A 13,810-nucleotide genomic window follows, 5' to 3' on the forward strand; every position below is an offset into this window, starting at 1 on the left:
TCTCCTGTTCGTAAGTCCCTAAGCCCGTTAGGCATACCCGAGTATTATAGCAGGTTCGGCGGGCTTCGGGGCCGTTTTCAACACTTTTTCACTGGATTTAGCTTAGTTGAAATGATAAATTAGAGAATGATGTATGAAGCAGGGGCTGAACATGGGAGAATGGAGTAACAAGCGGAACTGGGCGGAACGCCAGTTTGCGACGGATGCCCGTCTGGGGATCGCCCTTCCCCGGTTTACGCTGCCATGGGAGGCGATGTCTCCGGAGGAGCAGGCTGCCGTCCTGGAGCGATGGGAGACGATCCGCGGCCGGATTCCGGACCGGGTGATCGGCTTCGAGGCGGAAATCCGCCGATTGCAGGACGGGTTGTTCGAGGAGGAGAGCTTCGAACGGTCCTGCCGCCTGAATTCGGAGATCGCCGAGCTGGCGAGCCGAATCAACGACCTTAACATCTGGTATCGTACCGAACAAGATTTCGAAGAAGAGACTCGGAGGCATGCCTAGAGCTCTCAAGCGTTGCTGGAGGTACCGTTTTGACAGAAGATCGTTTGCTGGCCGGCCGTTCTCCTCGCGGACCGGTCGCCTTGATGGTTCGCGTGTACAAATACATCCTGCCCGATGTGAAGACGGAACTCGGCGCTTGGCGCCGCCGGGCGGAAGCGATTCCCGACCCCGAGCTGAGGAGGCAGGCGCTGGACAGCATGACGGCCAAGGAGTTCCATTGCCAGGGCGGCGCGGTTTATGCGGCCGCCAATTTGGAGAGCCGCCGGGTGCTGATTCCGTTCATCGTCGCTCTGCAGACGATCAGCGACTACCTGGACAATTTGTGCGATCGCAGCACTTCCCTCGACCCGGACGATTTCCGTCTGCTTCATCGCAGCATGCTCGATGCCGTCACGCCCGGAGCGTCTCTATGCAACTATTACGCGCTCAGGAACGAGCAGGATGACGGCGGTTATTTGCACGCGCTCGTTCGACGCTGCCAATCGTGCGCCGAAGCGCTGCCCTCGTACGGGCAAGTTAAGGAAGGCGTTCGGCGCCTCGTCTCTTTGTATGGGGATTTGCAAGTGTACAAGCATATCGCGCGGGACCAGCGCGAGCCGAAGCTGCTCGCCTGGTGGGAACGTCATTCCGCCGACTATCCCGAGCTCAAATGGAACGAATTCGCGGCCGCCACCGGTTCGACGCTCGGCATGTTCATGCTGTTTGTGGCGGCTAGCGACGAGACGCTTCGGCCCGAAGAGGGCGAAGCGATCATGCGAAGCTATTTTCCCGCGATCAACGGCCTGCACATTCTGCTCGATTATCTGATCGACCAGGCGGAGGACGAAGTGGGCGGAGACTTGAACTTCTGCAGCTATTACGACAGCCAGGAAGAGCTGGAAGAGAGATTGCAGAGAATGGTGCGCTCGGCTCGGAAATCGGCCGACGAGCTGCCGTTTTCCCGCTTTCACCGCATGATCGTCGAAGGGCTGGTCGCGCTTTACCTGTCGGATCCCAAAGTCAGGGGGCAGCAGAACGTGCGCAGGGCGGCCCGGCTGCTGATGAAGGGAAGTCCTTGGACGAGGGTGTTCTTCTGGTTTAACAGCCATTTCATACGCAAAGCGATGTAAGGGGCGCGGGCTTTGAAGCCGCTGGCAGCCGCGCCGAGAATTTGAAGGAGGAACTGGAATGAGCGCAGTAAAAAAGATTGCCGTGCTGACGAGCGGCGGAGACTCGCAAGGAATGAACGCCGCGGTTCGCGCGGTCGTGCGGAGCGCGCTTTATCGCGGACTGGAAGTGTTCGGAGTGCAACGGGGTTATCAAGGGCTGCTCAACGAAGATTTGCGCCCGATGGACCTTCGCAGCGTCGGCGATATTATCCAGCGGGGCGGCACGATTCTGCAAACGGCCCGCTGTAAAGAATTTTTGACTCCCGAAGGCCAGGAGCGCGGAGCCGAGGTGCTGCGCAAAAACGGCATCGACGGCCTCGTCGTCATCGGAGGAGACGGCTCGTACCAGGGAGCCAATAAGCTGAGCAAGCTGGGAATCAAAACGATGGGTCTGCCCGGAACGATCGATAACGATATTCCGTTTACCGATTTTACGATCGGGTTCGACACGGCGGTCAGCATCGTGGTGGACGCGATCAACAAGCTGCGCGACACGATGACTTCGCACGAGCGTTCGTCCGTCGTGGAAGTCATGGGCCGCCATTGCGGCGATATTGCGCTTTATGCGGGCCTGGCGAGCGGCGCAGAGTCGATTCTCGTGCCGGAAGTGCCGTTCGACATCCGCGAAATCTCGCAGCGCATGAAGGAGAATTTCCAGAACGGCAAGCGCCACAGTATCGTCATCGTAGCCGAAGGCGCAGGCAGCGGCGAGAACATCGCCAAGGAGATGACCGAGCATAGCGGCATCGAGCCGCGCGTGACGGTGCTCGGCCATATCCAGCGCGGCGGCACGCCGACGCACAACGACCGGATTCTGGCCAGCCGTCTGGGCGACTTCGCGGTCCAGAAGCTGACCGAAGGGGATTCCGGCAAAGCTTGCGGCATCATCAAAGGCGAGCCGGTGACGACCGATATCGACAAAGTCGTCTCGACGAAAAAAGACTTTGACCTGAATTTATACAATCTGGCCATTCGTCTAGCGCAGTAATGCGCCGCACTTGTCTCGCGGTTTTCCCTGGAATAAAGAAACTGCGCCGCCGCGTTCGCGCGACCGGCGCAGCTTTTTTGTTGGGGATCAGCGCTTTCGCAACTAATAATGGGCTTCCGGCGTGTACTTGTTCCCGGCGTTCCACAGCAGGAATTCGTTCACGCCGGATTCCTTCAGCGCCTTGATCTGGGCGTCCACTTCGGCGGCTCCGTACGGAATATAATGGCTTTTGCCGAGCCAGCTGGCGGTAAAATCCTGGATCCACGGGCGGATGATCGGCTGCTTGCCGCCGAGCGGATCGAGCTTTTTGCGGGTGTCGGCCATTGCCCCTTTGATCGTCGCGTACGGTGCCTTGTCCGGATCTTTCTGACCGAACCAGCCGGCGCCGTAATGGCTCGGATAGATCATCGGGCTGATGACGTTGACGCCGTTCGAGATCTTGACGAAGTCCTGGCCGATTCCTTCGGCGGCCGGAACGGAGGCGGCATAGCCGAAGATGTCGACCGACACCCGCACCCCGAGCGGCGCGAGCCGCTGCTTGGCGTACTTGACGAAATCGGATACGATGTCGACCCTGCTCTCGTCCGTCTTCGTAAATTTCAAGCTGTCGGCTTTTTTCTCGAATCCTTCCGGGAACCGGACGTAATCGAACTGGATCTCCTTGAAGCCGAGCCGGGCCGCCTCCTTGGCAATAGCGACGTTGTAATCCCATACTTCCTTGCGGTAAGGGTTGACGAAGCTGTCCCCATTGCCGTTCTGCCATACGGCGCCGCTGCCGGTGACGTACGACAGCTCCGGATGATTCTTGGCCAGCACGGTATCCTTGAACACGACGATCCGGGCGATCGGATAGATCTGATGCGCTTTCAACGTGTTCAGCAGCTTGCCGATGTCGGGAATGAACGATTTGGGAGTTCCCATCTTCGTCAGTTCCGGATTGTCCGTCTTGTACGTGATGTACCCGTTGTCGTCCTTGATGTCGATGACCATGGCGTTCAGGCCGGTCTTGTCCACCAGGCCGAGCAGAGAGGACAGGCGCGAACCGCCGGCGCTGTATGCCGTTACGTAAATTCCTTTGACCTTGGGTGCGTCCGGCTGCGGATCGCCCGGGTCGCCGGACTCCGCAGGGCTAGCTGCGCCGCCGGATTGCCCCTTCTGCGAAGCCTGCAAGGCGGCATGCCAGACATTGCCGAGCAGCGAGGACTTGGCCTGGTCATGCCCGACTTGCCCGGCTTGCCCGGCTACTGCGGCGTGAAGCAGCCAAAACAATGTCAAAAAAACGTTCACGATACCCTCTCCCGAAGCTTTTTCACCCAATTATAAACGGGTTCGGGAAGAGGAGACACAGGTATTTTGGAGGATTTTGCGCGAATTCGGCGAAAAAAGGGGAATTATGCATCTCAGGAAGAACGGCGTCCCCGGAACAGTCCGATAACGTCGACCGTCTGTACGATATTGACGAACGCTTTCGGGTCGAGCCCCCGCACCAGCTTACGCAGTTCCGCGAGCTCGTAGCGGGTCGTGACGGTCATCAGCATGTCCCTTTCTTCGCGGGTAAAAGCGCCCCGGGTTTTGAGAATTGTCACTCCTCGTGGTATGGTAAGAAGGCGGGCAGCCAATTCGTCCGTCCGATTGGTGACAATAAAGGCGGTCACTTTGCGGTGTGGCGTATGAACGGCGTCAATTACTCTTCCCGTCACGAAGATCGACAGCATAGAATAAAGGGCGGTATCCCAATTGCGGTTGTAGAAAAACAGGGCGATCAGGACGACCGCGTTCAGGATGAAGATCAGGACGCCCACGGGCAAGTCGCGGTAGCGGGAAATAATCGAGGCGACGACGTCGAAGCCCCCCGACGAACCGCCGTACCGCAGCGCGACAGCCGTCCCGGCTCCGACCAATACGCCGCCGAAGACGGAGGACAGGAGCGGCTCGTCGGTGAGCCGGTTCGCCGGAATCCACTGCATGAAGGCAGAAGTGAAGACGACGCAAGCCAGGCTGTAAAGGACGAACCGTCTCCCCAGGACGAACATTCCCCAAGCCAGTACGGGGATGTTCAGAATCAGGTACAGCCAGCCGATATTCCAGCCGGTCACGTAACCGATCAGGATGGAGACGCCGGACAGACCGCCGCTCAGCAGCCCCTCGGGGATGATGAACAGTTCGAACCCGCCGGCGATACTGGCCGAACAGACGGCCATCAAGCCCAGATGCAGCAGGATGGTGCTCCGATCACGCAAGACGGCAGCCCTCCTTATCCGAATTTGGCATTTAGGGTACCCTATGGCGGCGGCCGTATGTAAGGGAGAGCCTTAATGCGCGGAGGCTAGCCATCGGCTTGCGCGGAACAAGCTGCAAGAGGAACGGTCTCCGGGCGGAATCCGTCCTGGCGGTTGTGAAAATGACTGGAGTTTCCAATGCGGTTTGTGTTATAATAGACTGTATATTTTTTTGGGAAGCCGTTTAACCGAAGGCCCAATACAGAAGGAGTTTGAAAACAATTTGAGCACATTCTCAGAATTCGGTTTGGAGTCCGACGTACTTCAAGCCATTACGGAACTGGGTTACGAAGAGCCCACCCCCATTCAATCCCATGCGATTCCCGTCGCGATGAGCGGTAAAGATATGATCGGTCAGGCCCAGACAGGAACCGGCAAGACAGCCGCATTCGGCATTCCGCTTATCAGCAAGATTTCCGTATCCGAAGACCGCATCGTCACTTTGATCATGACGCCGACGCGCGAGCTCGCCATTCAAGTCGCCGAAGAGATCGAGAAGCTCGGACGCTTCAAAGGAATCCGATCTCTGCCGATCTACGGCGGTCAAGATATCGGCCGTCAAATTCGCGGCCTCCGCCGCAAGCCGCAGATCATTATCGGAACGCCGGGCAGATTGCTCGACCACATCAACCGCAAGACGATCCGCCTCGACGACGTTCAGACCGTCGTGCTGGACGAAGCGGACGAAATGCTCGACATGGGCTTCATGGACGATATCCAGACGATTCTCGGACTCGTTCCGGAAGAGCGGCAGACGCTGCTGTTCTCGGCGACGATGCCGCCGAACATCCAGCGGCTGGCCCAGCAGTTCCTGAAGAATCCGGAGCACATCTCCATGATTCCGAAGACGCAAACGACCAATGCCAACATTCAGCAATTCTACATCGAGGTTCAAGAACGGATGAAGTTCGACGGCCTGTGCCGTCTGCTTGATATGGAGCCGCCGGAACTGGCGATCATCTTCGGCCGGACGAAGCGCCGCGTCGCGGAGCTGTCCGAGGCGCTGATGAAGCGGGGCTACGCCGCCGACGGTCTGCACGGCGATCTGTCGCAGAACCAGCGCGACGCCGTCATGCGCAAGTTCCGCGACGGCAGCATCGACGTTCTCGTCGCCACCGACGTGGCCGCCCGCGGTCTCGACATTTCCGGCGTCACCCACGTCATCAATTTCGATCTGCCGCAGGATCCGGAGAGCTACGTGCACCGGATCGGCCGGACCGGACGCGCCGGCAAGGAAGGGACGTCCTGGACGTTCGTTACGCCGCGCGAGATCGACCATCTGCACTTCATCGAGAAGGTGACTCGCCACCGCATCTCGAAGAAGCCGCTGCCGACGATGGCGGAAGCGATGGAAGGCAAGCAGCGCGTGGTGGCCGAACGGATCATCGACGCCGTCGGCAACGAAGACGAGTCCGCCCAATTCAAATGGGTGGCGGCACAACTGTTGGAGCAGTACGATTCGGTTCAACTGCTGTCCGCGGCTATGAAGCTGCTCACGGGCGACAAGAAGGACGTCGACGTCGAGCTGACGCCGGAAGATCCGATTCGCTCGAAGAAGCGCAAGTTCGACGGTCGCGGCGGCAGCGGCGGCTATGGCGGCCGGCGGGGCGGTTACGGCAGCGGAGGCGGCCAAGGCCGTGGCGGTTACGGCGGCCAAGGACGCAGCGGCAGCTACGGCGGCAGCGGTAGCGGCGGCAGCGGCGGCGGCGGATACCGCAAGCCTTATCAAGGCGGCTCCAGCCGTCGCGACGACGGCTATCGGGGCGGCGACGGCTACCGCAGCGGCGACGGTTATCGCGGAAGCTCGTCCCGCGGCGGCTCCGGCCGCGGCGAACGGCGCGACGACTCTCGCGGCACTCGCTCGCACAACGAAGATTACGTCAACATTTAACAGCCACTAACGACGTCACCTAGGAGGAATCCGTCATGGAAATGCGGGGCATGATGGGCGGTTTCTACAAAATCTCCGAATGGATCATGCGGCTGGCCGTCACCAACGTTCTATGGGTGATCTGTTCCATACCGGTCTGGTTTCTGGCTTTGCTGCTGCTCCATTCGACGACGACGAATGAATTCGTACAAACATTCATTCTGATCGCCATCCTGTCCCCGTTTACCTTGTTCCCGGCGACCTCGGCCATGTTCTCGGTCGCCCGGAAGTGGGTAATGGGCGATACGGACGCGCCGCTGCTGAAGACGTTCTTCCGCAGCTACAAGCAGAATTACTTGCAGGCGATGATCGGCGGGTTGTTGTATGCGGTTTTATTCGCCGTTCTCATTATCGATTACCGCGTCTACCTGAAGAACATGCCGGGCTTCGGCGTGCTCGCGATTCTGTTTCTGGCGCTCATGCTGCTGCTGTTCATCTCGATGTTCCAATTTTTCTCGATGCTGTCTCATTTCCACATGAAGACGTTCCAGCTGATCAAGAATGCGGTTATTCTGACGATCGGCCGGCCGCTTCGTTCCTTATCGACGGCGATCGTGAGCGCTTTCGTCCTGTACATCAGCTTGTTCAAGTTCACCTTCCTCATTCCGTTCTTTATGGGAAGCATTATCGCAGTCGTCGCGTTTTTCAACTTTTACCAGACGATTCAGAAGATGCAGGCCAAGGCCGGCAATGAAGAGGACGAGCTGCCCATCGAGGATTCTCCGATGCGCGATGACGAAGAAAAGAACGGCCGCGGCGATTGATCGCCGCGGCTTTACTTTTGCCGTCGACCGTCCTATAATGGTTTTACCTCCTGCGATGTTCGTGACGACGATAATTGTTTTGAACCAATGCTGTTTCTACGGGAGACCTACATCGCTTGGCCGCTGACATGCCCGCGAAACGGGACGCCAATAAGCCAAGCTGCGGACACCCACCTGCGAGAGCGGGTTCAGAAACTTGCGCGTCGAACGGCATAGGCGGGTTTTTTTCTGTGCATACGCTTTTATCCCCGGGACAAGCGTGGTATGATAGTTTGTAGCGCATTGGCACCCGGAGGGAGAGAGTGTATTTTGCTTAAGCGAATGCTCATCGGATTATTTCGAAGTCAGGAACATACGGGGGACAAGGCGAAGGATCCCAAACTAAAGTCCCACTATTACCGACTGTCGAAGGATCGGGCCTGGGAAGAGGTCGGATCGGTTCTGAAGAAGATGCAAGGCTATCGCGTGCTCCACGAAGTGCCGACGATCGGGGAGATCGTCATGGAGAAACGCTCGATGGCGGGACGGACGATGGACATCACGGTGCAGATCGTGGGAACGGGTCCCGGTTCGTCCGCGGTCGACATCTATTCCGCATCGCGGGGCTCACTCGGGGACTTGGGCGCCAATTATCGGGTCATTCAAGAAATTTATGCCGTGCTCGACCGGAAGCTTTCTGCCTACAGAGTGTAACGGCCATGCAAACATAGAAAGCGAGGAAGGCCTTCGCCTTTCCTCGCTTTCGTTGCGTAGAGGGGCTCCCCACAAAAGGAATCGAAATCCGCTGCAGAGCTTCGCGTCACTTTTGGGAATTGATTTTCGGGGGCTCCCCCAAAAGTATTCGGATTCGGCTGCAGAGCTTGGCGTCACTTTTGGGAATTGATTTTCGGGGGCTCCCCCAAAAGTATTCGGATTCGGCTGCAGAGCTTCACGTCACTTTTGGGGGATTATTTTATATCAGAGCTTTTACGGCGGCGATGGCGGCGTCGTAGTCCGGATGCTCCGTCATTTCTTTAAGCACTTCGACATACGTGATCTTGTCGTTCGCGTCAAGCACGAAGATGGAGCGCATATCGAGTTGGAACTCTTTGATCAGTACGCCGTATGATTTACCGAAGCTGTTGTCCTTGTAATCGGACAGCATGACGACGTTCTCGACGCCGGCGGCGCCGCACCAGCGGGCCTGTGCGAACGGAAGATCCGCGCTGACCGTCAGAATAACGACGCCTTCTCCCAGCTTGCCTGCCTCTTCGTTGAAGCGGCGGGTTTGCATGTCGCAGACGCCCGTGTCGATGGACGGGACGACGCTGATCAGCTTCACTTTGCCGGCGTAATCTTGCAGCGTTGACGTTTCAAGCAGGTTCTTCTGCAGCTGGAAAGCGGGAGCCTGGTCGCCGGCCTTCAGTTCGGGGCCGATCAACGTAAGGGGATTGCCCTTAAAAGTAGCGACGTTCGTGCGTTCTTGGCTCATGATTCGGAGAACCTCCTTCAAGGTTTGGTTTAACGCATTTATTATAAGCGTTGGGAATTGCGGTTGTCCAATATCCGGAAAACGGGCATCCGCCGCTAAGGGAAGGAAGTGGGCCGTTTGATCTTTTTGCGATATGAGAGCGGGCGGGAGTATGTGCGCCTGTACCCGGTCAATACGATCATCCTGCTGGCATGCATCGCGATGTTCGCGATCGAGCTTATCATCGGGGGAGTAAACGGCGCATTCGGAACGGACAATTTGCTGAAGCTAGGAGCCATCACGAACGTGCCGGAATATTCCGGCTTCTGGCGCTACGTTGCCGCGTTGTTTTTGCATGGCGGGTGGAGCCACCTGCTGTTCAACCTTTTCGCCTTGTTCGTGTTCGCGCCGCCGCTCGAGAAGATATTCGGGTCCTGGCGATATGCCGCGTTCTACCTCCTAGCCGGCGTTCTCGGCAATCTGGCGGCCGTTTGGCTGGCGTCGGGCCCTTGGATGGGGGTCGGCGCTTCTACGGCCATATACAGCGTTTACGGGGCCTATCTGTACATCTGCCTGTTCCAGCGCGATCTGCTGGATTCGGGTTCGCGCACGACGGTCTACGGCATTCTGATCACGGGACTGATCTATTCGTTCCTCGTGCCGCATATCGGCTATTGGGCCCATATCGGGGGATTGGCCGCCGGCTTCGTTCTTTATCGGTTGCTCGGCAAACCGCTAGGCCGCGCGTAAGAGGCAAGGCGGCAATACGGAAAGGAGTCGGAATGTAAGTTGGAGCTACGGCAATTGCAATATTTCGTTCACGTGGCCAGAATGCAGCACGTGACCAAGGCTGCGGAGGAACTGCATGTGGCGCAATCGGCGGTCAGCCGCCAGATTCACCGGCTGGAAGAGGAGCTTGGCGTCAGCCTGTTCATGCAGAAAGGGCGGAACGTCCAGCTGACGCCGGTCGGCCAGCTGTTCCTGAGACGCGTCGAGAGCATCATGCAGGATTTGGACCGGGCGGTGGATGAGATTCACGAATTTTTCGACCCTGAGCTCGGCGAGATTCGGCTCGGTTTTCCCCATAGCCTGGGCATTCACCTGATTCCGCAAGTAATCGCCGCTTTCCGGCTCCGGCATCCGAACGTCAAGTTCCGGTTCAAGCAAGGGATGTTCGCTTCGCTCATTCGCGACGTCATCGAAGCGGAGGTGGACCTGGCGTTCATCTCCCCGCTGCCGGACAAGAACGAACGCGTCTGCGGCGAGATCGTGCTGACGGAGAGCTTGTACGCCATTCTGCCGCTGAACCATCCGCTTGCCGGGGAAGATGAGATCGAGCTTAGCCAGCTGAAAGAGGATACGTTCGTCCTGTTCCGCGACGGATACTCCTTGCGCCCGATCGTGTGGGACGCATGCAGGGCGGCAGGATTCGTGCCGCGGATCGGCTTCGAAGGCGAGGAGACCGACACGATTCGCGGCCTGGTCGCGGCGGGAATGGGCGTCAGCCTGCTTCCCGAGATGGCGCTCAGCCATACGAGCTCGATCATTATGCCCGCGATCGTCAAGCTGAAAGACCCGGGCGTTACCCGCACGATCGCTCTGATCCGCCGCGCGGGCGAGAAGCCCTCGACGGTCGTCCGGCTGTTCCATGACTTTTTGCTGGACTATTTCCGCGACATGAACCCAAGGTAAGCAAATCTTACGAATATCGGGCAACACCCAAAATAAAACCGCCGACCCCTTGGATCGGCGGTTTTTGTTATGCGCTTCGTCAGGCATCAATCGTCCCGGTTGCTCGTAAAGATCATGATGTATTTGACGAGCTCCAGCAGGGAGATGAGCGCGGCGGCTACGTACGTCAGCGCGGCGGCGTTCAGCACTTTGGCGACGCCGTGCTCTTCCTGGTTCGTAATAAAGCCTTCGGCGACCATGACCTTCCGTGCGCGGCTGCTGGCGTTGAATTCGACGGGCAGCGTGACGAGCTGGAAGGCGACCGCGGCCGAGAAGAAAATAATGCCGAGGCCGATCATGTTCAAAGACTGGAACAGGAATCCCGCGATCAGCAGAAACGGCGCGATGCCGGAGGCAAAGCGGACCACCGGGAACATCCGATGGCGCAGGACGAGCATCGGGTAGTGCTGCTTGTGCTGAATCGCGTGTCCGACTTCGTGGCAGGCGACCGAGACGGCCGAGATTGAGCTCTCGTAGTATACCGGTTCGGACAGCCGCACCACTCGGTGGATCGGGTCGTAATGGTCCGACAGCTTGCCCTGCACCGGCTCGATCGAGATGTCGTGGAGCCCGTTGCGGTCCAGCATTCGCCTGGCGGCTTCGTAGCCGGTCATGCCGCTCGTCGTCGGAACTTCGGCCCACTTGTTGAATGTGCCGCTGACCCGGAACTGCGCCCAGAGCGACAGCAGGAACGCGATAATAATCAGAAAGTCCATCGGGTGAAAAAACATGGCAAGTCCCTCCGCGTACCGTATTGGGTTCGCTCTACATCAGGTTGCTCTTGCCCAGAAGAAGCAGAAGCGCTTCGATGCAGGCTGCGGTCTGGGGCGAAATGGCCCGGAACAGCCGCTTGGCCTGCGACGGCTTGAGCTGCTCCAGTACCGGCTCCAGCTCCTTCACTTCCCGCTCCAACTGAGACAGATGACTTTGCAAATCCGCCAGCTTGCGCGATACTTGCTCGTTCGGGGTAACCCGATTTAAAGAAGCGAACTGATCTTTGATTTCCTCAAGCGAAAATTTCTGCGCCTTCAAATGTTCAATACGGCGAATTCGATCCAAAGTTTCATCGTCATATAAACGATAATTTCCGTCGGAGCGCTTAACGGGAGTAAGCAGACCCAAGCCGGTGTAGTAATCGATGGTTCGAGGGCTGATGCCAGAGATCCTCGCCAGTTCGCCGATCCGGTAGAGATTCCGCTGAGGTTCCGTCGATCCGTGACGTATGGCATTCACCTTCTTTCGCAGCTTGTAACCTTCTTATTTTAATATACTCAATCCGCAACCATACAGTCAAACGTCATGCTTTGCCGGATGGCCGAGATCGGGGTAGGCCTTCGAACCTAATGGAATTAAATCTCACACAAATGCATGTTATGAACAATTGCCAATATCGCGCTTTTATGTCCCAATGTAGGAAAAAATGACCCGAATTCCGTTTGATCTTCCATGAAAGCGCTTCTAACCCATACATTCTAAGGGAGTGAAATCATAAATGTTAGATTTTTTTGCATTTTACCTCCGATTAATTTGAAAAGTATATTGTCAAATGATGAACATCTTACTATAATGGCACTAAGTCTTTCTTATTACGTTATGAAACATTACATGTAGGGAGTGGTCGGTTGTGGTGAAGAAAAGTTTGATTGCGTTGGGCGCGCTGCTCGTGTTATTTCCTTCGATGGCCTTCGCGGCGGATGGGGATGGCCCTACGAACACGATGCTGGACATGGGACTTAACGCGCTTTGGATTCTGATTGCGGGAATTCTGGTCCTGTTCATGCAAGGCGGGTTTATTCTGCTGGAGACCGGTTCCACCCGCATGAAGAACGCCGGCCACGTCGCGGGCAAGACGATCTTCACCGTCGGCCTCGTCTCGCTGGTGTATTGGGCGGTCGGTTATGGATTTACGTTCGGCGGCGATGCCGGCGACGGCTTGAACAAAGTTCTCGGGCTCGGCAACTTCTTCTTCAACCCGGCGATCGTCGGAAGCGACGGAGACAGCTATCCGACCACCATCTTCTTCATCTTCCAGCTCGCGTTCGCGGCCGTATCGCTGTCGATCGCGTGGGGCGGGTTCGCGGAACGCGCCAAACTGTCGGCTTACCTGATTTTCACGCTCATCTTCGGTTCGGTTATTTACCCGGTCATCGCTCACTGGATCTGGGGCGGCGGCTGGCTGGCCGAAGACGGGGCGCAAGACTACGCCGGCTCGACGGTCGTGCACTTGACCGGCGCCATGGCGGCGTTCGCGGCGACGATCCTGCTGAAGCCGCGGATCGGCAAGTTCAACAAGGACGGTTCCGCCAACGAAATTCTCGGCCATAACCAAGTGTTTACCTCTCTTGCCGTATTGATTCTGTGGGTCGGCTGGTTCGGCTTCAACGCCGGTTCCGCGGTCTCGGTCGGCGACGGATTTTTCGGTTACGTCGCCTTTACGACGCAGCTCGGCGCAGCCGGCGGCGCGGTAGCGGCGCTGCTGATCTCCTGGCTCGTCAAGGGCAAAGCCGATATCGGCGTCACGCTGAACGGCGCGCTGGCCGGACTTGTCGCCATTACCGCTTCCTGCGCGTTCGTCGATCCTTGGGCGGCCGTCGTCATCGGTCTGGTAGCGGGCGTGCTCGTCTTCCTGTGCCAAATGTTCTTCGAGAAAATCAGAGTCGACGATCCGATCGCGGCGATGTCCGTACACGGCGCGGCAGGAGTTTGGGGAACGCTGGCGAACGGATTCTTTGCAACCAAAGCGCTCGTCGAGCAAGTCGGCGTCGGTCAAGCGGGACTGTTCTACGGCGGCGGAGGCCATCAATTGTGGGTCCAATTCTTATCGGTTGTCGTCTGCGGCGGATTCGCTTTCGCGGCATCGTTCGTGGTCCTGTGGATCGTGAAGAAAGTAATCGGCCTGCGCGTCACGGAAGAACAGGAAATTATCGGTCTCGACCTGAGCGAACACGGCAACTACGGGTATCCGGAAGCGTTGAAAAAGACGAACGTAACATCCATGTAATTTAGAGGAGAAGTGGT

The 13,810-nt window shown here is 57.6% G+C and carries 14 protein-coding genes and 1 other RNA gene; 10 read left to right on the top strand and 5 right to left on the bottom strand.

What is annotated here, in order from left to right; all coding sequences use genetic code 11:
- The first annotated feature begins 151 nt into the window (after window positions 1-151).
- The 3 genes from H7C18_RS00515 (at window position 152) to pfkA (ending at window position 2,638) form a co-directional block, all read left to right on the top strand.
- Window positions 152-502, top strand: coding sequence for a hypothetical protein (locus H7C18_RS00515; protein ID WP_185127050.1), 351 nt, complete (start codon window positions 152-154; stop codon window positions 500-502).
- A gap of 83 nt (window positions 503-585) precedes the next feature.
- The gene (locus tag H7C18_RS00520) at window positions 586-1,611 is read left to right on the top strand and encodes a tetraprenyl-beta-curcumene synthase family protein (RefSeq protein ID WP_185127195.1); all 1,026 of its coding nucleotides are present in this window, start codon (window positions 586-588) and stop codon (window positions 1,609-1,611) included.
- Window positions 1,612-1,669: 58 nt separating this feature from the next.
- Complete coding sequence (pfkA, locus tag H7C18_RS00525) at window positions 1,670-2,638, top strand: 6-phosphofructokinase (protein WP_185127051.1); 969 nt, start codon at window positions 1,670-1,672, stop codon at window positions 2,636-2,638.
- 102 nt (window positions 2,639-2,740) lie between these two features.
- Here pfkA and H7C18_RS00530 read toward each other — a convergent pair whose 3' ends face one another.
- A complete protein-coding gene (locus tag H7C18_RS00530; protein WP_185127052.1) occupies window positions 2,741-3,925 on the bottom strand; it encodes a putative glycoside hydrolase in 1,185 nt (394 codons plus the stop codon).
- Between the two features lie 113 nt (window positions 3,926-4,038).
- Window positions 4,039-4,839 (bottom strand): YitT family protein, encoded by an 801-nt coding sequence (locus H7C18_RS00535; protein WP_185127196.1) that lies wholly within the window; start codon window positions 4,837-4,839, stop codon window positions 4,039-4,041.
- Between the two features lie 301 nt (window positions 4,840-5,140).
- Here H7C18_RS00535 and cshA point away from each other — a divergent pair, with 301 nt between their 5' ends.
- The 4 genes from cshA (at window position 5,141) to H7C18_RS00555 (ending at window position 8,304) form a co-directional block, all read left to right on the top strand.
- Window positions 5,141-6,808: a degradosome RNA helicase CshA gene (gene cshA, locus H7C18_RS00540; protein ID WP_185127053.1), complete on the top strand. Its 1,668-nt coding sequence runs from the start codon at window positions 5,141-5,143 to the stop codon at window positions 6,806-6,808.
- 35 nt (window positions 6,809-6,843) lie between these two features.
- Window positions 6,844-7,611: a YesL family protein gene (locus H7C18_RS00545; RefSeq protein WP_185127054.1), complete on the top strand. Its 768-nt coding sequence runs from the start codon at window positions 6,844-6,846 to the stop codon at window positions 7,609-7,611.
- A gap of 44 nt (window positions 7,612-7,655) precedes the next feature.
- A non-coding RNA gene (gene ssrS / locus H7C18_RS00550) (6S RNA) lies at window positions 7,656-7,838 on the top strand.
- A gap of 82 nt (window positions 7,839-7,920) precedes the next feature.
- Window positions 7,921-8,304, top strand: a complete 384-nt coding sequence (locus H7C18_RS00555; protein WP_185127055.1) for a DUF1499 domain-containing protein — start codon at window positions 7,921-7,923, stop codon at window positions 8,302-8,304.
- Between the two features lie 259 nt (window positions 8,305-8,563).
- Here the strand turns inward: H7C18_RS00555 and tpx are convergent, their stop codons facing one another.
- The gene (gene tpx / locus H7C18_RS00560) at window positions 8,564-9,082 is read right to left on the bottom strand and encodes a thiol peroxidase (RefSeq protein ID WP_185127056.1); all 519 of its coding nucleotides are present in this window, start codon (window positions 9,080-9,082) and stop codon (window positions 8,564-8,566) included.
- A gap of 117 nt (window positions 9,083-9,199) precedes the next feature.
- Here tpx and H7C18_RS00565 point away from each other — a divergent pair, with 117 nt between their 5' ends.
- Both H7C18_RS00565 and gltC read left to right on the top strand, forming a co-directional pair.
- Entirely contained in the window at window positions 9,200-9,811 is a 612-nt protein-coding gene (locus tag H7C18_RS00565; protein ID WP_185127057.1) for a rhomboid family intramembrane serine protease, read from the top strand.
- Window positions 9,812-9,850: 39 nt separating this feature from the next.
- On the top strand, window positions 9,851-10,753 hold the full coding sequence (gene gltC, locus H7C18_RS00570; RefSeq protein WP_185127058.1) for a glutamate biosynthesis transcriptional regulator GltC: 903 nt from the start codon (window positions 9,851-9,853) through the stop codon (window positions 10,751-10,753).
- An 86-nt stretch (window positions 10,754-10,839) separates the two neighbouring features.
- On the opposite strand, the gene H7C18_RS00575 is transcribed toward gltC, so the two are convergent.
- Window positions 10,840-11,523 carry a zinc metallopeptidase gene (locus H7C18_RS00575; RefSeq protein WP_185127059.1) on the bottom strand — a complete coding sequence of 228 codons (684 nt, stop codon included), beginning with the start codon at window positions 11,521-11,523 and terminating at the stop codon, window positions 10,840-10,842.
- Window positions 11,524-11,557: 34 nt separating this feature from the next.
- Complete coding sequence (locus H7C18_RS00580; RefSeq protein ID WP_420481821.1) at window positions 11,558-12,025, bottom strand: MerR family transcriptional regulator; 468 nt, start codon at window positions 12,023-12,025, stop codon at window positions 11,558-11,560.
- 391 nt (window positions 12,026-12,416) lie between these two features.
- On the opposite strand from H7C18_RS00580, the gene H7C18_RS00585 reads away from it, so the two are divergent.
- Window positions 12,417-13,793 carry an ammonium transporter gene (locus H7C18_RS00585; protein ID WP_337912620.1) on the top strand — a complete coding sequence of 459 codons (1,377 nt, stop codon included), beginning with the start codon at window positions 12,417-12,419 and terminating at the stop codon, window positions 13,791-13,793.
- The last annotated feature ends 17 nt before the right edge of the window (window positions 13,794-13,810 follow it).

The organism is Cohnella zeiphila (genome assembly GCF_014212055.1).
In the GTDB taxonomy this organism is placed as follows: Bacteria; Bacillota; Bacilli; order Paenibacillales; family Paenibacillaceae; genus Cohnella; species Cohnella zeiphila.